The organism is Leptothoe kymatousa TAU-MAC 1615, assembly GCF_018739865.1.
Taxonomy (GTDB): Bacteria; Cyanobacteriota; Cyanobacteriia; order Phormidesmidales; family Phormidesmidaceae; genus Leptothoe; species Leptothoe kymatousa.
The window spans coordinates 86982-109542 of record NZ_JADOER010000016.1 but is presented as its reverse complement, the minus strand read 5'-3'; the positions used below and the strand labels follow the sequence as shown (position 1 = coordinate 109542).

Genomic DNA, 22561 nt, shown 5'->3' with positions numbered 1-22561 from the left:
CTTTCTGTACGTTGCATTCTCTCTGGTTGCCAGAGTCGGCCCATGGGGCGTTAGGCCATAACGTTGCCTCGGGGCATTGCGCCTGTGGTGTCACCCGTTGTTTTGACCTGGGGCAGCAGCGCCCATATTTATTTTTGTTTTGTTCTTGAGGATCTTACCGATGCTAAATATTCGACGGTTTCAGACAACAACGGCTTTGTTGCTCACCCTGGGCATGGGGGCCGGTGCGATCGCACCCCTCGCTACACCCACACCCGTTGTGGCTCAAACCCAAATTCAGTTTACTGATGTGTCTTCTAGCCACTGGGCCAGTCAGTTTATTGCTAGCCTAGCCCAGCGCAACGTCATCGCCGGCTTTCCCGACGGCTCCTTTCGCCCCGACGAGCCCGTAACCCGTGCCCAGTATGCGGCCATGGTGCGCAAAGCTTTTAATCAAAGCAGCATCCGCAGTGGCACTTCCTTTGTCGATGTGCCCGCTAATTTCTGGGCCACCAGCGCCATCGACGAAGCCTACCGCATGGGCTTTTTGTCCGGCTATCCCAACAACGTGTTTCAGCCCAATCAAAATATTCCCCGTGCCCAGGTGCTTGTTTCCCTCGCCAACGGTCTAGACTATCAGGCAAGCACCGTCACCAGTGCTAATTTCTATAGCGATGCTGGTGCTATCCCCAACTATGCTGTGCGCAGCATTGCGGCCGCCACCGAACAGCGACTGGTGGTAAATTATCCCAACCTTGAGGTATTGCGCCCCAACCAAACGGCGACCCGGGCGGATGTGGCTGCGTTTATTTATCAGGCATTGGCCAGCCGCAATCAGGTGGCGGCGGTGCCTTCCCCCTACATTGTGCAGGTGCAAACTGCTACCACGGCCCAGTCTACGCTTTCTTCTGGTACGCGCATTCCAGTGACCTATGCAGATGGCGATCGCATTGTTCTGTTGCCCGACGAAACGTTGCCTCTGACCTTGCAGGTGGCAGACGCGGTTACCGATAGTCGCGGGCAGGTGCTAATTCCCCGCAATAGCGAGGTTGTCGGTGAGCTGCGTCCGGCCACCTCTAGCAGCGGGGCTGGTTCTCAGTTTGTTGCCCAAACGTTGGTTCTGGAAAATGGTCGCCGGGTGAATATTCAAGCCCAGTCGGGGGTGATTACGACCACTGAAACGATCCGTCGTGGTGCCAGCATTGGTGAAATCTTTGCCGGTGCAGTGTTAGGTTCTGGCGCTTCCGCTGCCATTGGCTCGGTAACGGGCGATGAGGAGCTGCAAACCTGGGAAGTACTGACGGGCACCGTGGCTGGTGCGCTGGGTGGTCTGGTGTTGGGCCGCGAACGGGTGGAGGTGATTTCAGTGAATCCTTCTACTGATTTGGCGCTAACCGTGAGTCAGTCGGTGGCTTTGTCGAACTAGAGGTTTGGTAATCGGTTTCGGGGTAATCTTTTGCGGTTGCCCCTGAAGGCTTGGGATAGGAGAATCAATAAAACCCATAGTTCTCAAAGTTGGTATTGGAGGACTGAGCGGAGTCGAAGTCCGGCTAAATTGGATTTTATTTGCTCGCTGTTCCTTGTCTCTAAACATAATTGTTGATCTGTTAGCAACAAGATTGATGTTGATTATCTACATCTCAGCGAAGTGGTCCAGCAGTTCGCGGTGGATAAAGCGGTAGCGTCCGCCGATGCGTTGGAGTAGGCGACGTTCGGTGCAGTAATTCAAAAAGCGGGCGTAGTTCCAAGGGGTGTTGCCCGCATGGGTAAGGAGAGCACGTAGGGTTACATGCTGAATCAGTTCGCTGCCTCCCCCCAGAAAAATTCCAAATATGAAAGTGTATAACAATCCAGAAACCATATTTTCAGGCAGGGATGGATTGTTGCCCTGAATCAGGGCTGGCAGATATAGGATGCCAACGGCACCGGGATAACTAAACAAAGCAATTAATGGAATATTAAAAACAGCGGCCCACATACCCTGATTGGGCTTTTCTCGAATTTGAAAGTCAGCTTGTAGACCACCTATCAGACCACCTATCAGACCAAATATCAGACCAACTATCAGACCACCTATCAGACCAAATATCAGACCAACTATCAGACCACCTATCAGACCAACTATCAGACCACCTATCAGACCAACTATCAGACCATTTTTAAGTTCTCGTCGCGCTTCGCGCGACATCGAAAATTTAAAGCTTTCTACTGGCCAAATCGTATTGTCTGGACCACCTATCAGACCAAATATCAGACCAACTATCAGACCACCTATCAGACCAACTATCAGACCACCTATCAGACCAACTATCAGACCAACTATCAGACCAACTATCAGACCAACTATCAGACCAACTATCAGACGGTACATCCATTTTTGTCGTTTTGTCGATAACCACCAAGGCTGCATCCTCTCAATCAGCAGCTCTACTAAATTTTCACTATTCAGCGTTCTTGCCAGCCAGCTCAGATAGTGCCGTGTAGTGGTCTCGTCAGGCTCCTGCCGAATATTTGGGTAAGCCCACTTGCGTCTAAACTGTTCCCGCTCTGTCTTGCGGGTATTCAGCATCAGCCGCTGATGAATATAGGCATTCAACAGATCGATCTCTGATTCAATTAGGGTGTTATCACCGTAGGCCACGGACAAAATCGTTAAAAATAACGGGATTCGTAAAATGCCCACCTGCCGCTCCGGTGAAGGGGCTAATAATGCGTTGAGCCCCGGCTGCTGCCGTAGGGCTTGCCAAATCTGAGGCTGTTCCAGCTGTTCACAAAAATATTGCTGAATCTGGGTATCACTCAGCGGCTCTAGACACACGGCCCCTTTGAGTGCGCCTAGCTGCACTCGGCCTTCCCCATATTCTTCACTGCGGCAGCACACCACCACATGGGGATAGGCCAGGCCTTTGATAAATTGATTAATTTTTTCCACACACTGCGCCTGGCGTTTCAGCCCCAATTCGTCTAAACCATCCAACAGCGGCAGCAAGTGGGTAGATTTCAGCCACTGTGCCCCCGTTTTAGAATCAATGTTGTAATTGAGCTTGAGCTGCTCAAGCAGCCAGTCATGGATCGACTGATTGTTGTCTTTCCACGTGGACAGCTCAAAAATAATCGGTATCTGCCGCTGTCCGTCCTCCAAGGCTTCTTCCACCAGCGCCTCAGCCAACTTAAGCAAGGTTGTTGTTTTTCCCGCTCCCGGTGCGCCCAAGATCAGTAGCTTTCGGCCCACATCCCGACGGTTAAAGGTCTCTAAAATTGACTCTTGGGGATCTAGCTTACTGGTGTGATGATCTCGTTGTAGCGATCGCTCCGGCAGCAAAATCAAGTTAGACTCCGCCTGCTTTTGCTCAATCTCCTCCAGTGATATACGTTTCTGTTTATCCGGTCGATTCACCTGGCTCAGCTGCTGCTGCATCAACAGATTAATCACCACCTGTTGATTGAGCGAATCTTCCAACCGTTCCGCCACCTCCGTTTGAACGGCTGTGAGCAATCGCGTTCGCAAATCCTGGGGTGCGGCTGTCTCTGCTGTCTGCCCTCGCATCACCGTCACGAGTTTCCACACATCTAGCATCAGCAACAGCACTAGGGGCGCAATACTAAATTTCGTAACTGTTTTTACGTTTTCTGTTACCTTCTGATCGATCAGAAGGGCATAGGTCACCGACAGCAGCGTAATCCACACAAATAGGCGAATAATCAGCCAGTTGCGCCCCTTAAACTGCCGCACCTCCGGTAATTGGTTTAATAAATATCCACTTGCCGCCGTAATCAATGCTGTCAAGACAATTACAGCTGTTGTGTCCATAGGGCAGATACGTCTAAGGGGTTAGTTCACTATAGTCAACACTATTTATCGATGCTAGGGAGTTGTTAAGAAACTACTTCACGGGTTAATTTTGCAAAGCTTGTTAAGCCAAGATTTAAATGGTCGAGGCCATGATTTTAATTTTTAACAAGCCCTAATCCGCATATTGACTCAATTAGCTCAGTCCTGATAGCCTACACAACAGCGACGGCACATTGCCGCTCGCTACTTTCGCACCCAAAAATTTAGCTGCGCGAGATGGTAGTGCTACCAACACCACCACCCCGCTGACCCCTCCAACTGCGGATCCAGTTGGTGAGCTGTGAGCATTTTACAGCCACCCTGAGTATCGTTGCAGGGTGGCTAACTTTTTGGGCGCTTTCCTCACCCAATTCAACCAAAGGAAAACGCCCCATGATCACCCCACTAAACACCCTACCCGCCGACCTATCCATCACCCTGCCCACTGGCGAAACCATCCGCCACATCCTGCTCGGCAGCCCCGGCGGCATTCGCCAAACCATCCACCTGCTCCACAACCTCAAGTATGTCGAACCCAGCCAATGGAGCCCGCTAATCGAAATCCCCGACAACCAGCTTATCCTCACCCCCAACCAAGGCGACGTCATCAGCATCCTGATGAAACGCCTGTAGGTTGGGTTGCACCTGGCCCATAGCTACCGGGGTTTGCCGAAATGCTGGCAAACCCAACACCCCCATCAATCCTCACCCGCCAACATAATCCCAGACAAAATAGACAACACCCGCTCCAAATCATCGCCTGTAGGTTGGGTTGCACCTGGCCCATAGCCACCGGGGTTTGCCGAAATGCTGGCAAACCCAACACCCCCATCAATCCTCACCCGCCAACATAATCCCAGACAAAATAGACAACACCCGCTCCAAATCATCGCCTGTAGGTTGGGTTGCACCAATCCTATAATTGTTGGGTTCGTCTGGATATCGGCAAACCCAGCAAAACCCACCGCGCCAGCCCATCTTGTGTTGCAGACTTGTTGGGTTGATAGCGACCTGGATCAATAACCATACATTCGGCATGGTTTAACCCAACCTACAGTTCCAGGGGCACTCAAAATCCCCCCAATATTGGGGAATTTAGGGGGCCTAGATTATGTAGGGTGCTGTTAGCGATAGCGTAACGCACCACCTTGGCTAAACCGCCACTGTGCCCTTAAACGCCAGTCGTTCATTTTCCACATCAACCACAACGGTGTTGCCACCCTTATAGTCTCCGCGCAAAATCCCCTTGGCAATAGAAGTTTCCAGCTCCTTTTGAATCGCCCGCTTCAGCGGCCTCGCCCCATACACCGGGTCGTAACCCACGTCTGCAAGGAAGTCCAACGCCGCTTCCGACAGGTCTAGGCCAATCTTCTGCTGGGCTAGCCGTTTCTCCAATGCCTGCACCTGCAGCTTCACAATTTTCCGCAGTTGTTCTTTCTGCAAGCTGTGGAAAATAATCATCTCATCCACACGGTTGAGAAACTCTGGTCGGAAGTTAGACTGCAATGCCTCCATCACCCGGCCACGCATCTCTTCATAGCGGCTGTCATCACCGGCTACATCCAAAATAAACTGGGAGCCGATGTTGCTGGTCATAATGATCACGGAGTTCTTAAAGTCCACCGTGCGACCTTGGGAATCGGTGACCCGACCATCATCGAGAATCTGCAACATGATGTTAAACACATCGGGGTGGGCCTTTTCGATTTCGTCAAACAGAATCACAGAATAGGGCCGACGGCGCAGGGCTTCCGTTAGCTGTCCGCCTTCGTCGTAGCCCACATAGCCGGGAGGTGCACCAATCAGGCGAGAGACCGAATGCTTTTCCATATATTCCGACATGTCAATGCGGACAATGGCTTCTTCTGTATCAAACAAATAGCTGGCGAGGGCCTTGGCTAGTTCTGTTTTACCCACCCCCGTGGGACCGAGGAAAATAAAGCTGGCGGTGGGCCGGTTGGGGTCGGCCAAACCCGCCCGAGACCGTTGGATGGCGTCGGCTACGGCGGTTACCGCTTCGTCCTGGCCGATGACGCGCTGGTGTAGTTCATCTTCTAACAACAACAGCTTTTGCATCTCGGACTGCACTAGCTTGCTGATGGGGATGCCGGTCCATTTGGAGATAATCTCGGCAATGTCTTCTTCTGTTACCTCTTCTCTTAAAAGAGTTTTTCCACTTGCTTGGGATGTGGCTAACATGTCTTCTGCTTGCGAGACTTTTCCCTGTAGCTCTGGAAGCTTGCCATACTTTAGTTTTGCTGCCCGTTCATGGTCATAGTCTCGCTCTGCCTGGGCGATCTCGATATTGACTTTTTCGATCTCTTCTTTAATTACCTGAATCTGATCGATGCCGTCTTTTTCGGACTGCCACTGGGCATTGAGGGTGCTTTGTTCTTCCTTGAGGTTGGCCAGTTCTCTCTCTAGCCGATCGAGCCTTTCTATGGAGCCTGCATCGGTTTCGTTTTTTAGCGAGAGACGTTCCATCTCTAGCTGCAGGATTTTGCGATCGCACTCATCCAGTTCCTCTGGCTTGGAGGTAATCTCCATTTTTAGCTTGGCTGCCGCTTCGTCCACCAGGTCGATGGCCTTGTCGGGCAAAAAGCGATCGCTAATGTACCGGGTTGACAACGTTGCTGCTGCAACTAATGCATTGTCCGCAATGGTGACACCATGGTGCAGTTCGTACCGTTCCTTTAAACCCCGCAGGATGGAAATGGTATCGGGCACCGAGGGTTGATCAATATAGACCTGCTGGAATCGGCGCTCCAGGGCGGCATCCTTTTCGATGTACTGGCGATATTCATCCAGGGTAGTGGCCCCAATGCAGCGCAGTTCCCCCCGCGCCAGCATGGGTTTGAGCAGGTTACCCGCATCCATGGCACCTTGGGTAGCCCCGGCACCCACAACGGTGTGAATTTCGTCGATAAATAAGACAATTTGTCCCTTGGAGTCGGTCACTTCTTTGAGGACGGCTTTCAAGCGTTCCTCAAATTCGCCGCGATATTTAGCCCCGGCAATTAGGGCACCCATGTCCAATGCGATCAGTTTGCGATCGCGCAGCGACTGGGGCACATCATTATTAATAATGCGCTGGGCCATACCCTCTGCGATCGCGGTTTTACCCACACCGGGCTCGCCGATGAGCACCGGATTATTTTTGGTGCGGCGGGACAAAATCTGAATGGTGCGACGAATTTCGTCATCCCGACCGATTACCGGATCTAGCCGACCTTCGCTGGCATATTCCGTCAAGTCGCGGCCATACTTTTCTAGCGCTTCGTATTTACCTTCGGGGTTTTGATCCGTCACCTTTTGATGGCCTCGTACTTGTTTAACTGCATCTTTTAGCTGCTTGGCATTGATGCCCGCCTCCCGCAGCAGGGTTTTCCCAAAGCGAGCATCCTCTGGATAGCCCAGTAATAAATGCTCAACCGAGATGTAATCGTCTTCAAACTCTTTGCGATAGGTTTCAGCCCGATCCAGCAGCGTATTCAGCGCCCGTCCTAAATATATGTTGTCGCTCTGGCCTTTGAGCTGGGGCTGCTGCCGTAGAAAGGCTTCGGTGGCGCTACGTAATTTTTCAACCGAAGCCCCAGCTTTTTGAAAAATACTGCTGGCTAACCCCTCTTCGTCTAGTAGGGCTAGCATCAAATGCTCGGTTTCGATTTGTTGATGCTGCCATTGTTTGGCTAGATCGGTCGTGGTTGCGATCGCGCCATAGGCCCGTTCGGTAAATTGATTCGGATTTGATGGTTGCATCGCCAAACCTCCTGTCGCATGTCTGCATTCTAGGCAAAGACTCCACCATCCGATGATCGGTGTTCCCCCAGAAATTAGGTAGGTATTGCCGCACTGGGGCATTTAAAACGGCGTCTTCTATCCGAAACCGCTGAGGTAAAGCGGGTATGTTTACATATGTGCTGAGATAAAAGCGCATATTTGCTGACTTGATATCTCAAGGGAAATCTGTATTTTGAAGAAAGCGTTACTGATCCCTGCTATGACTTATGTCTGTTTGTATTTGAATGATGTTCAAATCAGCAGATAGTCCTATCGTTATCAATATCAGCAACGGTGAAAAAGTGTGTTAACCTGCTAGACGTTTTGCCAAAACTTCCCCCACCAGATTCTGGGCCGCTGCATTCTGCACTGCGTCAGACAATATATTCCACCTATCGTGAGCAGCAACCCTTGCGACGGCTGTCGCGCACCTTTTCACCCCTCGAATTTATTCGCTTCCTCAGCTATATCAATTTGCAGACCGTGCGGGCGGTGGTGCGTGCCACCCTGCAACGGCGACTGCCTAGTTTAGCTTCAGAAATGGCCTATAACGCCATGCTGGGTCTGTTCCCAGGTATCCTGGCCATGATTACGGCAATTGGCCTGGTCAATTCGATTGAAGCGACGTTTCAGCGGTTGGCGCTGAGCCTGAGTGAAATCGCTCCAGAAGCAGTGAATGAGCTGATTCAGGGGTTTGCCAATGAGGTGACCGAAGGGGGAAACAAGGGGCTATTTTCCTTAAGTTTTTTGATTGCCCTCTGGGCCTCTTCAGGGGCCATTAGTGCCGCCATGCGGGCCCTGGACGAAATTCATCAGATCCCTCCCCAAGAGCGTCGCCCGTTTTGGAAGGCGCGCATTATCTCCATCGGCATTACCCTGGGGACGATCATGCTGCTGTTGATCGCCTGCTACCTCGTATTTATTAGCGCCGGTGTGATCGACCTGTTGGCCCAGCAAAGCGATCAGTTTGTGGCCGAGTGGGTGCTGCGCATTTGGGGCCTATTAACCTGGCCCTTAGCCCTGGGCATTGTGTCGTCAGCATTTGCCTTTGTCTATCGGTTTGGCCCCAGTCGCTGGACCCGTGGCAAACCTTTGATTCCAGGGGCGGTGCTAGCGGCGTTGTCCTGGGCGGTCATTTCCGCTTCCTACAAAATCTATCTGTCTCACTTTGGTAACTACAACAAGGTCTACGGCACGCTGGGGGTGGTGATTATTTTGCTGCTATGGCTCTTTTTAACCTCCCTGGTCATGCTGATTGGCGACCAGCTCAATGTGATTGTGGGGGAAAGGATGGCCCACAATCCACGTATGCCATTGGTCAGACGCGAACGATACAATCCTCGTCAAAATCAGCAATATCGCACCTCTCGGAAAAGCCCCAGCCTAGACAAATCCACCATTAACAAAGACATGCACCGCTAGGGTGGGCACGGCTCACCATGGCTAAGGTCTAGGCCAGAATTTCCACCTCGTCACCCACCTGTAAAGTGCCCGCTGCATGGGCCAGTAAATTCTGGCCAAACCAAATGGCATGGTCCCATCGTCGGTAGGTGGCCAATGTTTTGAGGGGTTCTTTCCCCTGTTCTCCAGTGGCCTGATTCACCCCTGGCACAGAACATCGGGAGCAGGCTTTGGCCACATCAAATACCATGTCCCCAATTTTGATTTGCTTCCAGGTGTCTTCGGCAAAGGGGGCACAGCCTGAAATTACTAGGTTGGGCCGAAACCGATCCATGGGCACAGGCTGGTCTAATCGACCATTTAAATCGGCTAGCGATGCTTCGGAAATGAGCAAAAACGGATAGGCATCGGCAAAGCTGTTGGGGGTGTCAAATGCGCCGTGGTCCGCGGGGCGATGGGTGCTATCTGGCATATAGACTAGCTGGGCGTCGGTGCCTAAAAAATCGCTGAGCCACTGGGCGGCGGCATCACCCATGGACCAGGCTGGGCAACGATCACCCCAAACGTCCACTGCCATGGGCTGGGCTGTGGTTGGGGTGGGTAGCTCTAGGGCGGTGTGGGTGCTGCGGAGGGTTAAGGTGTCTGCCGCCACCGATACTTGAAGCAAGGCCATTTTGGGTAGCTTGCGCTGGGTGAGAAATTTGCCACTGCGATCGCACACCATCCACCGTCGATCGTGTTGCAAACCGCGCAGGGTCACCTTGGCGTGTGCTAAGGAAATACCCGCCGCAGATTTAATGGGATAGGTGTGCAAGCCGCTCAGTGTGATTTTAGTCATGCATTTTTCTCCCAGGGCGGTTATCCAACCAAAGACTCACCTGGCTTAACTGTTGCAAAATTATCTATAACATTAGAATAGGCCCCCAAAAAGTGGCCATTGCCAATTTTAGTGAGCAGCACCATGGATAAGCTCTACGCAATGGAAGACGCCCAGCGGATTTTGCAGATTGCGATCGCGCAAGAAACCGAGTCGGGAGAGCTTACCCAACAACAACTGCTAGAGATTGCAGAAGAATTAAACATCAGCCCTGCCACCCTCAAATCCGCTGAACAAGAGTGGCACATCATGAAAGGCCAAGCAGAGGATCATCGCCTGTTTCAATCCCACCGTCGCCAGCGGTTGAAAGGGCAGTTCGGCCGCTATGCCATCGTTATTAGCTTTTTGGTAATTCTTGATTTTGTTGCGCCAGGCGGTTCAATTTTAGGCCACCTCGGGTTTTCCCTCTATGTCGCTTTGTTCTGGGGCTTAGGGCTGTCCCTCAAAGCATGGCGGACCTTACAAACGTCGGGAGAACGCTATGAACGCGATCTAGATAGCTGGCGCCGTAAGCGCAGTGTCCGCCAAACCATCAATGGCGTGGTCAATCGATTCCTCGGCTCAGCATAGCGATCCTGCTATTTAAAGTTGGTGTAAAGGACTTAATAAACGGTGTTGTACGTACCTCGTATCAACATAAACTGTTACAAAGCTGGCAACCAATGCCCATCAAGCAAAAAACTAATTTAGCGACGGGTGGGGTGGACCCTAGCAACGCCGGTAGTCTGACCGATTTTGATGAAATTTGCTTGTAGATCGCAGAATTACTTGCACTTTCTGGTCAATCCTGCAATGATACGAGGCACAAGGTTGGTTGTGTGTTCCTTGTTCCTTGATTTCATTCAATAGCTGCGGGTTTTCTCCAATTACGGAGGCATACTAAACCTGCAGCTATTTGGCTTTAAAGCGAAACTATTGCTGGGCCCGCCATCTGGACGATCTGGCCGAGGGTATGTGCCATAGATCGCTTCAGCTCCAAGCGCTACCGGTCAGCAGGCTAAGCTGCATGGCTATTTAACAGCTATTTAACTAAGGAAATTCGTATAGTGAATCCTGGTCCCGCTTCGTCCGACCCCAACCGCCGGTTTATTCAGGTTTGTCAATATCGCAGCTGTCAGCGTTTTCAATCGGCGGAGGTGTTGGCGGCCCTGAAACAACATGCCACCAGCGACCTGATGGTGTCGGCCAGCTCTTGCCTGGGGCAATGTGGTTCGGGGCCCATGGTGCGAGTGGCACCTGACAATATTTGGTACTGCCGGGTGCGTGCCCAGGATGTGGATGAAATTCTAGAGCAGCATATTCAGCAAGACAAACCGGTCAAGCGTTTGCTCCATCCTCGGATGCATCCAAACTATAGTCGTTTGATGGAGCGTTTGCAGGCCAGCGATGCCTCCGATGCTGTGCCCCCAACCCATAGTCCATAAATGTAAATATCTATTCCCCAGTGGAGAACCGGAGTATACTAAAGGGGTTGCAGCTATGCCGCCCTGTGGAACTTTCCTGCAAAAGTGAATATGCTCTGCTGGCTCTATTGGAGCTCAGTTTGCACTACGACCAAGGGGACCCCCTACAAATCCGTCAAATCGCATCTCAACAGAATATTCCCGATCGCTATTTGGAGCAGCTTTTGGCCACCCTCCGCCGAGCGGGCTTTGTCAAAAGTCAGCGGGGCGCTAAGGGGGGCTATTTATTGTCTCAAGCTCCCTGGAATGTGAGGTTGCTAGACGTTGTGAATTGTATCGAAGGCTTGGAAAATAAGGACGATGCAAGCGATGCTGTACTGACAACTGAGCGCCAAGTTGTTCGCTCCTTTTGGACCGACGTACAAACGGCTGCTCGTGAAGTGCTCTCTGCCCACACACTCCAAGACTTGGTTGAGCAGCGTAACGCCAAACATCAAGTCGATTTAATGTATTACATCTAGCGCATCGGAAACTGGCTATGCGGATCGCCCAAAATATTACAGAACTGGTAGGTCGTACACCGCTGGTACAACTCAATCGTATTCCTCAGGCCGAGGGCTGTGTGGCTCAAATTGTCTTGAAGTTAGAGGGGATGAATCCGTCTGCTTCGGTGAAGGATCGCATCGGTGTCAATATGATTGCGGCCGCAGAGGCTGCGGGGACGATTCAACCTGGGAAAACCACGTTGGTAGAGCCCACCTCTGGCAATACTGGCATTGCCCTAGCGATGGTCTCTGCGGCTAAGGGCTATCGTTTGATTTTGACGATGCCGGAAACCATGAGTGCGGAGCGGCGGGCGATGTTGCGTGCCTATGGCGCTGAATTGGAGCTCACTCCTGGTAATGAGGGGATGGCGGGCTGTATTCAACGGGCGCAACAAATTGTGGCAGCCACACCCAATGCCTATATGCTGCAACAGTTTAGAAACCCGGCGAATCCAGATATGCATCGCCGGACTACGGCTGAGGAGATTTGGCAGGATACGGAAGGAAAAGTAGATTTTTTGGTGGCCGGTGTGGGCACCGGCGGCACCATTACGGGTGTGAGTGAAATATTGAAACGTCGCAAGCCGAGTTTCCAGACGATAGCTGTGGAACCGGCCAATAGCCAAGTGCTGACGGGGGGAAAGCCCGGCCCCCACAAAATCCAGGGGATTGGAGCCGGGTTTGTGCCCGATGTGCTGCAGGTGGATCTGATTGATGAGGTGATTGCTGTCCCCGATGAAGATGCGATCGCATTTGGTCGGCGTCTGGCTAAAGAAGAAGGAATTTTATCGGGCATTTCCAGCGGTGCAGCCCTATGTGCGGCCATTGAAATCGGTCGGCGAGCAGACAATGCAGACAAGCTAATCGTTGTAATTCAGCCCAGCTTTGGTGAGCGTTACCTCAGTACGCCCCTATTTCAAGACGCTGCCCTAACCTCATCTAACGCGCCTTTAGTTAACAGCCGCTAGGCCAACGAGTACAGCCACTTCTCCCCATTCCACCATGGCCCCATAGGTGTCCCCCGTATGGCCCCCAATTCTGCGATTTAGCCAGCCTGCCAGGACATAAGCATGGCCCAGGCCGAGCCCGACGGCCATTAGACCAGAGGGCCACCGGATCCATCCCAATGTCATGGCTATGCCGGTCAAGCCCACTAAGCCCAGGGCCGCAGGTAGAGCCTGCCAACAGGACGGAATCGCTTGTTTGTGAAAAGCTCCCTTTCCCTCAGGTTTAAGGTAGGCATATCTGCCAATGGCCCACTGTTGACCCCAGCGGCCCCAGGCAGTAGCTGAGATTAAGGCAAACCATCGATGGTGGGTAATGCCAGCAAAAGCGATGGTTTTGAGCAATAAAATCGCAACCCCGACCATGACGCCAAATGCCCCTGTGCGGCTATCGGCCATGGCCACCAGCCGCTGTTGATCATCCTGCACCGCTAGACCATCGCCCGTATCCATCGCCCCATCTAGGTGCAGGCCCCCAGTGAGCCACACACCGGTCAAAACGACCAGGGCACTACCTAGCTCAAGGGATAGTCCTAAGGTCCCCATCAGCCTATCCAGGCCGCTTAAGAGGACGCCTAAGCCGACCCCAACCCACGGGACAATCAGGGCGATGCGGGCAAACTTGGCAGGCCAACGGTGCGGTAGTGGTATGCGGGTGTAAAACAAAATGGCCCCATTGACGGTGGCCCATATGCCAGAGACCTTGTGGGCAAGTGTCCTCATTTGCTCAGCAAGTGTTTTCGTTATCCTTTCAGCTAGGGTCACAATGCCAAATCATTAATCTTTCCCCAATCGGCGGATAAAAAGCCAATAAATAGTTTCTGAAAATTTAGTTATTCAGTACTCTGGCTGAAGGCAGTGCGAGAATTTGCCGAATACTATAGGGACCAAAGGTGAACTGCCTGGAACAAGATTATTTTCGCCGTGGGTGTTCCAAATACTCAGATTTAATCTATCTTGAGTATAGATTGTTATTAGCCTCGGTGTTTCACGGGTCTGACTGCTACAAGAACCCATCTACCGACTCCATTATGAGCTACCAACCTTCAACAACTTCTTTGCCAGCTCCCTGTCTTGTTGATACGGGCACTGTGATCAATAAAAAAGACATGGTGCGTATTTTGCAGCATCTAGGTCGTGTGCGATATATCCATACCCAAGAAGAACAGGTTCTTAAACAGGGCGAAGGCTATGTGGTGGAAGTGTTTAGTGACCCCCAGCAGGCAACCCTAGTGGCAAACAGTAGCCTGTATCTCAATGTCACGAGTTTTGACTACATGGAAATGGGTCAACTGGATGATAATCAGACTTATTTTGATTTAATGCAAGATAATCGCTGCTTGCGAATTTTGCCGTCGTCTAATCCTTTAACCGAGCGCACGACCTGTAGTCTCAACGACGCCACCCTAGAGGCGATGTTGGCCGAAGCGTTAACGGCCCGCTTAGACGCGTGTCTCGACGATGATGGTAATAACTTTGGTAGCTAGTCCGCTTGTGTCTGTCCTATTTAATCTAGTACGGTTGCTAGACAACAGCTACATAGGATTGCGCTAACCGTTGGCTACCCCCCAATTTTCCTTTGAATGTCAGGCGTCCTGTTCCCATACGCAAGCAAGGGCCGGGACCTTTCATACGCCCCATGGTCCTGTGCATACGCCACGATTTATGCCCGTGGGCACCCTGGCCAATGTTAAAACCGTGACACCAGCCCAGCTGCATGATGCTGGTGCCCAAATGGTTTTAGCGAATACCTATCATTTACATTTGCAACCTGGCGAAGATCTGGTGGCCGCCGCCGGTGGTTTGCATCGATTTATGGGATGGGATGGCCCCATCTTGACTGATTCTGGTGGGTTTCAGGTATTTAGCCTCAGTAAAATTCGGACCATCGCAGAATCGGGGGTTACCTTCCGTTCTCCCCGGGATGGCCGGGTGATTAACATGGGGCCAGAGGATTCTATTCGTATTCAAAATCATCTGGGGGCAGATGTGATCATGGCCTTTGATGAATGCCCCCCCTATCCAGCTGACCGAGAGGCTGTGGAAGCGGCAACCGATCGTACCTATCGTTGGCTCAAGCGGTGTATTGACGCCCATCAGCGTAGTGATCAGGCGTTATTTGGCATTGTTCAAGGTGGGGTGCATTTAGATCTGCGTCGGCAAGCGGCCGAGCAATTAGTGCAACTTGATTTACCTGGCTATGCCATTGGCGGGGTGAGTGTGGGCGAACCACCGGAACTGATTGAAAAAATTGTGCAAGCGACAACACCGCTATTGCCCCTGGATAAACCCCGTTATCTGATGGGGGTGGGCACCTATCGGGAAATGGCCCAAGCGATCGCAGCTGGCATGGATCTGTTTGATTGTGTTATTCCGACCCGCCTAGCCCGCCATGGTGCGGCTTTGGTGCAGGGCGAACGCTGGAATTTAAAAAATCAAAAGTTTCGACGAGATCTGACGCCCCTGGATGAAACCTGTCCCTGTTATACGTGTCAAACCTTTACCCGTGCTTATTTGTGCCATCTCATCCATGCCCATGAGCTGCTGGCATATACGCTGTTGTCTATTCACAACATCACGGAGTTAATTAGATTTACCCAGGCTATTCGTAAAGCAATTTTACAAAATCAGTTTGTGACTCAGTTTGAAAAATGGCTGGAACCCTCTACAACAGACGCCTAAGCCAATTGTTAATAAAGCTGGCCTGTTACCACGGCATGTTAGGATGTGAGTCAATTATTAAGCAAACTGTCGCCAACGTAGAGAGGTTTTCATGGACGCGGTCCTACTGTTAGCTAAACTCCCCGAAGCTTACCAAGCATTTGCGCCCTTGGTAGATATTTTGCCTATTTTGCCTGTCTTCTTTTTGTTGCTCGCATTTGTTTGGCAGGCCTCTGTTGGCTTCCGTTAGAGTTCATTGTTCAAGGGTTTAGTTGTTAGCTCATTGGTTTTGGTCGGTTGCCTGCGATCGCACCAAAAACATAATGAGCCTGCAAGTTTTTCCAGAGTTATCAATTTCATCAATTAATAAAGAAGCGCGGCAATTATATAATTGCCGCGCTTCTTTATTCTTTTCAACGCAGTAGCTGTGTTTGGCCTCGAAGATACTGCCCCATGGGTCAAAGCGTCATATGGGTATATTTATGCTGCTTGACATTATCTTCTGCCGTTACCTGATGAGTAGAATTCAAGATCCGTTTCTTTTCAGTGGAAAAATTTACTCCTTCATAGCTTTGGCCGTAAGGAACCGACTTTTGTAAATCTTCTCGACTTTGATAAGTTCTCGCAGCGGCTTTTGCCCGCTCCGCAAAACTTTCACAGAATGCTACATCATCGTCAGTGGCGATATTTGAAGATGGCTTGATCGGTTGAGCATCCTGTACGATCTCTCCCAACTTCAGGCCATATAGTGCTTTGTAGGACGTCGGTACTCCCTTAAGCAGTGCTTCAAAGTAGGCTGAAGGAATGGGTTCCAAAATCTTAACTGGTACGACATTTCCGTCTTGCTTTGTAAAGCAGTGGGCTAAACCAACAATGACATAGTCGTTATCTGAAAGTGCAGTTGGCATAGAAGATAAACTCATGGACGTCCCGCAAGAAAATTGCGTACTGTATCGCCCATCATCCTAACCCTCTTCCGCTAGACCCACAGCAACATCAACAAATACGTTATAAAACCCCACGAGTGTTAACTTTCAGCAACCTATGGTGGTTCCACATGGTGGAGAAGTATTGATAGCTATAGCAATGGCCGCTGCTTTTGGAATTGCAGAGTTCAAAATGCTGACGCTTGCTGATTAGAAAAAGCTATCTATTCTCCAAAAAATTAGAGATTGTATCGATTGGGAGCTTATCTGGGTAAATTTACGGTCAAAACTGGCTGTATCAAAGTCTGTCCAGTCTGAACTCCGTTCTTTTGCGGTTGAGATAAAAATAACCGCTATGCAACCATTCTACTAATAGTGTTGTTGTAACTGCGCTTATTGAGGGCTCTACGCCGGAGGTGTGCTGATGAATATGGGGAATTTTCAATTCTCAGCATAATTTGCACCCCCATGGTTTTGCCCAACATCGTCACAATCTACAAAACCCTATCCAAATAGTTGACCCTTCTTAATAAATTTCTTTGACCTGTTGTAGGGAGTAACCCTTCCGATGTCAATCTTATCCACGATTAAAACAGACCAGGTAAATCATTCAGGACAGCAGATGACCCTGGCAACTAAGAAACGTTTACATCAAAACGTTCACATAGCTATTAAAGCCAAAAACTATGGTCAAGGGCTACGCTTGCTCAACTACCTCATTGCGCAAGAACCTAGTAATGCAGACTATTACAGCCATCGAGGATTAATTTATTACCATTGTCATCAATGGTCCCAAGCGCTGGGCGATTACAGCCAAGCTCTACGGCTCAATCCCAGTGGAGATGAAATTTATAGTAGTCGAGCCAAGTGCAACGCAATCATGGGGTATTGGCATGCCGCGATCTCTGACTACGACTGTGCGATTAATTTAAACCCATGCAACCTAATGGCCCGTCTGGAGCAAGGGATTCTGCTGAGAAATCTCAAACTCTATGACGACGCGATTACGTGCTTTGACCTAGCTCTATTTTTTGGGAGTTTAAAGGCCCATGTATATGCAGAACGTGGGCGAACTTATCACCTAGACGGCCATTGGAACTGTGCCATTGGTGATTACGAACGTTCGTTAGCATTACTGACCCAATCCCCTAATTCAGCCCTTGCAGCCAAGCTGGAAGTTTGGATGCATGAACTTCTAGGGTAGTGCGGCGACAACGCTAAAAAATCGGATTAGTCTTTCTAGACCACTAGTCAATCGAAATAGTCTGGGGCCCTTTGCCCGAACTATCATCACTGTCGTCCTGGTTAGGAGCACTAGCCCCTTGGTTTTCCAACCAGCTTTTTACTGGGTCGTCACCAAGGTTGAGCTTTAACAAAGCCGATGTAAATCCACCGAGGAATGCGCCTGGCTGACCTAAAATTTCTTGCACAATGGGTGTTAGTTCATCGAGAAACATAAAATTTACAGACTGTCACAAAAAACACCTTTGCTATACTAACGCGGCTCAGGAAAAATCGGTGCTGTCCAGGGCGAAATCCGAGAGATCTTTAGCGTAGGCCACGGCGACCATTGGGATAGATGGTAGACCAGTTGGTTTTGGTGGTAGATAGCTGGGCTTCGGTTAGGTTTGCTCCCGTTAGATCTGCTCCACACAGATTGGCACCGCGTAAATTAGCCCCTACGAGGTTGCTTCGATTTAAATTGGCACCGCGCAAATCACTATTTTCGAGGTTCGCCTCACCCATGTAAGCGTTAGATAGCTTGGCATTTTTCAAATTGCACTGGCGTAGGTCTGCTTTGGTCAGGTTAACGTTGCTTAAATCAGCGGATTGTAAGTTGCAATCGTTAAGCTGGGCACTGGCAAAGCTGGCACCGCTTAAATTAATTTTCTGTAAATTCAGTTTGGCCAGGGGCTGTAAGGAAAAGTCCCGGTGGCCTCGCTCATAAGCGCGTTGCACAGCTTCTGGGGTAATCTTTTTCCCCTGTCCAGAGAAGGGACCAGATTGGCTGGAGTTGCTCGACAGCAAATTGCTAGAGGATCGTCGAGGGGAGACGGGAGACGGTTTTGTGTTTTGACGCTCGCGACGGGCCCGAATAGCTGCAGCCATGCGAGCGGAAGGCGATCCCCCAGCTTGGGAATCATCGAGGCCGAGGATGGTCGCGGCTTCGTCGCTGTTTAGGTTCGGTTGACTAATGGGGTCATTGTCTTTTGGGGTCGCCGTCGGAATGGCCATATTTTGAGCCAGGCTATCTAGATATGGCTCCAGGTCCAGATCCCTTAGGATCGCATCGGCTGAGCTATAGCGATGGCGTACCGAAATTTCGAGCATTTGGCTGAGTACCCCGGCAAAGTGCTCGCTGACTTGCACATGCTCTTGCCAGAGGATTTCACCTGTTTGAGGATCGTAGGACATTTCCTTCGGGGACTTGGCTGTGAGCAAGTATAGGCACGTCACGCCGATGGCATAGATGTCACTGGCATACACTGGCCGCATAGCCATTTGTTCGGGGGGCGCATAGCCGGGGGTGCCCACCGCATAGGCGGTTAAGGCCGTATGGCCAGATTCTTCACTGGCTTTTACGGGATTAACTTTGTCTTTAACGGCTCCGAAGTCAATCAGCACCAGCTGCTTGTCGGCATCGCGACGAATCAGGTTGGCCGGCTTAATATCTCGGTGGATGACTTGATTGCGATGAATGTACTGCATCACTGGCAGTATTTCACTTAAAAACTGTTTGACTCCAGCTTCACTAAAGGCGCCACGGGTTTTTACTTCTTTTTGTAAGGTAGCGCCGTGAATATACTCTTGGACGAGAAAGAAATCTGTGCGAGCTTCGAAATAATCTAACAGCCTGGGGAGTTGAGGGTGATTGCCAATTTTGCCTAGAATTTTTGCTTCCCGAGCAAATAAATCTCGGGCCATTTGCATGATGTGGGGCGCTTCCGCCGTTGGCCGCAGCTGTTTAATAACGCAGGGGGGACAGCCAGGTAACCCTTCATCATGGGCTAGAAATGTAGTTCCAAAGCCACCTTGGCCCAAGGTACCGCTAACACGATACCGATCGCGCAACAACAGCTCAGAGCCACAGGCAAGACATTCCCTGGCTGCGGCTGGATTTTTTGGATTAGGACACTCTGAATTGATGCAGTAGGTCATCTAGCTTTAGCCACCATGCCCATATCTCTATGGCTGGGGCTACGATTAACTATGGCACGACATCTCAAAAAGCTGGGCAAGGAATTAACCCTTTAATACCAACCCATAAATATGAAATTGCTTGAGACTTGCTCCAGTAATTTCTAATTACACAGCAATTTCTATTCATCAGTCATGAGTAATGGAATGGGTACGTTTCTTCCAGTAGCTTAATTTTATGCACTTCTATCCTTAATAAATCCTTTCATTTAAGCCTATATGGAAACTTATTAAGTGATTGCTATGGTACTTGGCTAGGCCAACTGTCGTGGTAGACACGCCCTTGATTTTATTATTCCTATTATCTTATCCAATCCTTCAAGTGGCTAGGCGCAATTGTGAACTGATTTTCTTTAAAGATCTCGGAAGTGAGTTCAGGATAATTTAGGGGAACGCCATGGGCATCAATGTGCCCTGAAACGGTCCGTGTAAAACGGGACTTCAACGGTAGAATATTTGGGTTTATTACAGCCCACGTCCTCACTTACTTCAAGCTCCATGCGCATTTCTGTCAGCTGGCTAAAAGAATTTGTTGATCCACAGTTAACACCTGAGGCCATTGGCGATGCCCTCACCATGGCGGGGTTTGAAGTTGAAGATATTGAAGACCGCCAGACTTGGGCGGATGGTGTGGTCGTTGGGAAGGTAACGGATCGCCAACCCCATCCGGACGCTGACAAGCTGAGTGTTTGTACGGTAGATATTGGCGAAGCTGACGCTTCCACAATTGTCTGTGGTGCGGCCAATGTGCGTGCGGACATTTACGTCGCGGTGGCGAAGGTGAATACCTATTTGCCCCAGGTGGACTTAAAAATAAAACCCCGTAAGCTTCGTGGGGTGCCATCTGCGGGTATGATCTGCTCCCTTTCGGAGCTAGGCTTAGCCAAAGAGTCGGACGGAATTCATATTTTTGAGCAGCCAAATTTGACCGTGGGTCAAGATGTACGACCGCTGCTGGGTTTGGATGATACGGTGCTAGACCTATCATCTACGGCGAACCGCGCCGATGCTTTAAGTATGGTGGGGATTGCCCGTGAACTGGCGGCGATTACAGGGGCTGAGCTAAAGTTGCCCATCGAAGATCTGAAGGCTCCTACTAGTTCTCAATCGCAAGTTGAGATCGCGCTGTCAGAGCCTAAGGCCTGTCCCATTTACATCGGTACGGTGCTGAAGGATGTCAAAATTGGTCCGTCTCCTGATTGGCTGCAGCAACGACTCGATGCTGCGGGGACGCGGTCTATTAATAATGTGGTGGACATTACTAACTATGTTTTGTTGGAATGGGGCCAGCCGCTGCACGCGTTTGATCTCGACCGCCTGACCCAGGGCAAGGACACCACCGTCGGTGTGCGCTTTGGCCAAGCCAACGAAACCTTAAAAACGCTTGATTCCCAAGAACGTAAGCTCAAGGATCAAACCTTGGTGATTACGGCCAATGATGCTCCGGTCGCCTTGGCGGGTGTGATGGGTGGGGAAGAGTCTGAGGTGCATAGCGCCACCCAAAATGTCTTTTTAGAAGCGGCTTTCTTTGATGCGGCGGCGATTCGTCGTTCGGCGCGCAGTCAGGGATTGCGCACAGAGGCTTCGGCCCGTTACGAACGCGGTGTGAATCCAGCTGAGCTGGAGTTGGCGTCCAATCGTGCCATTCAACTGATGGTGGAGTTGGCGGATGCCAAGGTGATGCATCAGCAAGATGAGCGGACTGATATTGGTAAGATTACGCCCACTCGCAATGTCAGTTTGCGCCTTGCAAAAGTCCAGCAGATTTTAGGGGGCTATATTGCCGAAGATGTTGCGGTGCGGGCGCTGAGTGCCGCTGATGTAGAAGATACGCTGACTCGTTTGGGCTGTCATTTAAAGCCTGAGGGTGAGGATACGTGGACGGTCACGGTGCCGGCCTATCGGTATCGTGACCTAGAGCGGGAAATCGATTTGATCGAAGAAGTTGCGCGGCTGTTTGGCTACAACCGCTTCACCAGTACCCTGCCCCAGCAGACATCGCGCGGTCGTTTATCGCCCGAAGCGGCTTTGGTGCGGCAGCTGCGAGCGGCTTTTCGCGGAGCCGGGTTAACTGAGGCCTTACACTACTCCCTCACAAACCCAGCTCCCCAGCGCGTGGTGTTAGAAAATCCACTCTTTACTGAGTATTCGGCGCTGCGTTCTGATTTGTTGTCAGGGCTGATCGACGCGTTTCAGTTCAACTTGGAGCAAGGTAATGGAGCTCTGAATGCGTTTGAAATGGGCCATGTGTTTGCCAATGAAGATGGTGCCCTGAAGGAGTACGAGCGTGTGGGTGGAATTTTGGGTGGCAATGCGGCCCAAGGCCAATGGAGTGGCACCACGGCGCCCATGACCTGGTACGAGGCCAAGGGCATTTTAGAAACCGTGCTGCGGCAGGTGGGGTTAGAGGTAGATTACCGCCCCGATAGTGAGGATGAGCGTTTGCATCCAGGGCGGACGGCGTCTTTATGGGTACGTGGCCGCACTCGTTTAGGAACCTTTGGGCAGCTCCATCCCCGACTGCGCCAAGAGCGGGATTTACCCGACGAGGTCTATGTTTTTGAGTTGAACTGGGACGCGATCGCAACCTGTTTGGTGAGCGATCGTTTCCGCGCTCCCAAATTCAAGGGCTATTCCACCTATCCAGGCTCCGATCGTGACATTGCGTTCTATGCCCCGGTTGAGGTGTCGGTTGCCGATCTCGAAAAGCTGATCGCCCGCACCGGGGGGCAGTTGCTAGAAACGGTCACCCTGTTTGATGAATATAAAGGGAAGGGGGTGCCCGACGGTCAGCGCAGCCTCGCCTTTCGCATGTTCTACCGAGCTAGCGATCGCACCCTAACCGATCAAGACATTGATCCGCTGCAAGACAAAATTCGCGCAGCCCTCGAGAAAAAGTTCAAAGTTAGCCTACGTAGCTAAATTTTTTAAGGGCCCAGCCTGCTAGGCCCCTAA

19 protein-coding genes are annotated in these 22561 nt (G+C 50.9%); 12 read left to right on the top strand and 7 right to left on the bottom strand.

Going from position 1 to position 22561, the window contains the following annotated elements:
- The first annotated feature begins 160 nt into the window (after positions 1-160).
- Positions 161-1405, top strand: a complete 1245-nt coding sequence (locus tag IXB28_RS16240; RefSeq protein ID WP_215619652.1) for an S-layer homology domain-containing protein — start codon at positions 161-163, stop codon at positions 1403-1405.
- 207 nt (positions 1406-1612) lie between these two features.
- Here IXB28_RS16240 and IXB28_RS16235 read toward each other — a convergent pair whose 3' ends face one another.
- A complete protein-coding gene (locus tag IXB28_RS16235; protein WP_215619651.1) occupies positions 1613-3790 on the bottom strand; it encodes an NACHT domain-containing protein in 2178 nt (725 codons plus the stop codon).
- 414 nt (positions 3791-4204) lie between these two features.
- Between IXB28_RS16235 and IXB28_RS16230 the strand changes: the two genes are divergently transcribed.
- Positions 4205-4444, top strand: a complete 240-nt coding sequence (locus tag IXB28_RS16230) for a hypothetical protein (RefSeq protein WP_215619650.1) — start codon at positions 4205-4207, stop codon at positions 4442-4444.
- A gap of 519 nt (positions 4445-4963) precedes the next feature.
- Here the strand turns inward: IXB28_RS16230 and clpB are convergent.
- A complete protein-coding gene (clpB, locus tag IXB28_RS16225; RefSeq protein WP_215619649.1) occupies positions 4964-7570 on the bottom strand; it encodes an ATP-dependent chaperone ClpB in 2607 nt (868 codons plus the stop codon).
- 315 nt (positions 7571-7885) lie between these two features.
- Here clpB and IXB28_RS16220 point away from each other — a divergent pair, with 315 nt between their 5' ends.
- Positions 7886-9013, top strand: a complete 1128-nt coding sequence (locus tag IXB28_RS16220) for a YihY/virulence factor BrkB family protein (RefSeq protein ID WP_326521082.1) — start codon at positions 7886-7888, stop codon at positions 9011-9013.
- 28 nt (positions 9014-9041) lie between these two features.
- Here the strand turns inward: IXB28_RS16220 and IXB28_RS16215 are convergent, their stop codons facing one another.
- Positions 9042-9830 carry an MOSC domain-containing protein gene (locus IXB28_RS16215; RefSeq protein ID WP_215619648.1) on the bottom strand — a complete coding sequence of 263 codons (789 nt, stop codon included), beginning with the start codon at positions 9828-9830 and terminating at the stop codon, positions 9042-9044.
- A gap of 123 nt (positions 9831-9953) precedes the next feature.
- On the opposite strand from IXB28_RS16215, the gene IXB28_RS16210 reads away from it, so the two are divergent.
- From IXB28_RS16210 to cysK, 4 genes are all read left to right on the top strand, one after another.
- A complete protein-coding gene (locus IXB28_RS16210; RefSeq protein ID WP_215619647.1) occupies positions 9954-10439 on the top strand; it encodes a 2TM domain-containing protein in 486 nt (161 codons plus the stop codon).
- A 476-nt stretch (positions 10440-10915) separates the two neighbouring features.
- Complete coding sequence (locus IXB28_RS16205) at positions 10916-11293, top strand: (2Fe-2S) ferredoxin domain-containing protein (protein ID WP_326521081.1); 378 nt, start codon at positions 10916-10918, stop codon at positions 11291-11293.
- A 65-nt stretch (positions 11294-11358) separates the two neighbouring features.
- Complete coding sequence (locus IXB28_RS16200; protein WP_215619646.1) at positions 11359-11793, top strand: RrF2 family transcriptional regulator; 435 nt, start codon at positions 11359-11361, stop codon at positions 11791-11793.
- 17 nt (positions 11794-11810) lie between these two features.
- A complete protein-coding gene (cysK, locus tag IXB28_RS16195) occupies positions 11811-12785 on the top strand; it encodes a cysteine synthase A (protein ID WP_215619645.1) in 975 nt (324 codons plus the stop codon).
- Here cysK and cobS read toward each other — a convergent pair.
- Positions 12768-13544: an adenosylcobinamide-GDP ribazoletransferase gene (gene cobS, locus IXB28_RS16190; RefSeq protein ID WP_215619644.1), complete on the bottom strand. Its 777-nt coding sequence runs from the start codon at positions 13542-13544 to the stop codon at positions 12768-12770. The genes cysK and cobS overlap by 18 nt on opposite strands.
- Positions 13545-13852: 308 nt before the next feature.
- On the opposite strand from cobS, the gene IXB28_RS16185 reads away from it, so the two are divergent.
- The 3 genes from IXB28_RS16185 (at position 13853) to IXB28_RS16175 (ending at position 15732) form a co-directional block, all read left to right on the top strand.
- Entirely contained in the window at positions 13853-14308 is a 456-nt protein-coding gene (locus IXB28_RS16185) for a hypothetical protein (protein WP_215619643.1), read from the top strand.
- A gap of 70 nt (positions 14309-14378) precedes the next feature.
- On the top strand, positions 14379-15503 hold the full coding sequence (tgt, locus tag IXB28_RS16180; protein WP_215619642.1) for a tRNA guanosine(34) transglycosylase Tgt: 1125 nt from the start codon (positions 14379-14381) through the stop codon (positions 15501-15503).
- Positions 15504-15594: 91 nt separating this feature from the next.
- Positions 15595-15732 carry a photosystem II reaction center protein K gene (locus tag IXB28_RS16175; protein WP_215619641.1) on the top strand — a complete coding sequence of 46 codons (138 nt, stop codon included), beginning with the start codon at positions 15595-15597 and terminating at the stop codon, positions 15730-15732.
- A gap of 208 nt (positions 15733-15940) precedes the next feature.
- Here IXB28_RS16175 and IXB28_RS16170 read toward each other — a convergent pair whose 3' ends face one another.
- A complete protein-coding gene (locus IXB28_RS16170; RefSeq protein ID WP_215619640.1) occupies positions 15941-16405 on the bottom strand; it encodes a hypothetical protein in 465 nt (154 codons plus the stop codon).
- Positions 16406-16976: 571 nt separating this feature from the next.
- On the opposite strand from IXB28_RS16170, the gene IXB28_RS16165 reads away from it, so the two are divergent.
- Positions 16977-17612 (top strand): tetratricopeptide repeat protein, encoded by a 636-nt coding sequence (locus IXB28_RS16165; RefSeq protein ID WP_215619639.1) that lies wholly within the window; start codon positions 16977-16979, stop codon positions 17610-17612.
- 43 nt (positions 17613-17655) lie between these two features.
- On the opposite strand, the gene IXB28_RS16160 is transcribed toward IXB28_RS16165, so the two are convergent.
- Together IXB28_RS16160 and IXB28_RS16155 are read right to left on the bottom strand one after the other, a co-directional pair.
- Positions 17656-17865 carry a hypothetical protein gene (locus tag IXB28_RS16160; RefSeq protein ID WP_215619638.1) on the bottom strand — a complete coding sequence of 70 codons (210 nt, stop codon included), beginning with the start codon at positions 17863-17865 and terminating at the stop codon, positions 17656-17658.
- Positions 17866-17956: 91 nt separating this feature from the next.
- Positions 17957-19567 carry a serine/threonine-protein kinase gene (locus tag IXB28_RS16155; RefSeq protein ID WP_215619637.1) on the bottom strand — a complete coding sequence of 537 codons (1611 nt, stop codon included), beginning with the start codon at positions 19565-19567 and terminating at the stop codon, positions 17957-17959.
- A gap of 537 nt (positions 19568-20104) precedes the next feature.
- On the opposite strand from IXB28_RS16155, the gene pheT reads away from it, so the two are divergent.
- Positions 20105-22528 (top strand): phenylalanine--tRNA ligase subunit beta, encoded by a 2424-nt coding sequence (gene pheT / locus IXB28_RS16150; RefSeq protein ID WP_215619636.1) that lies wholly within the window; start codon positions 20105-20107, stop codon positions 22526-22528.
- Positions 22529-22561 lie beyond the last annotated feature (33 nt).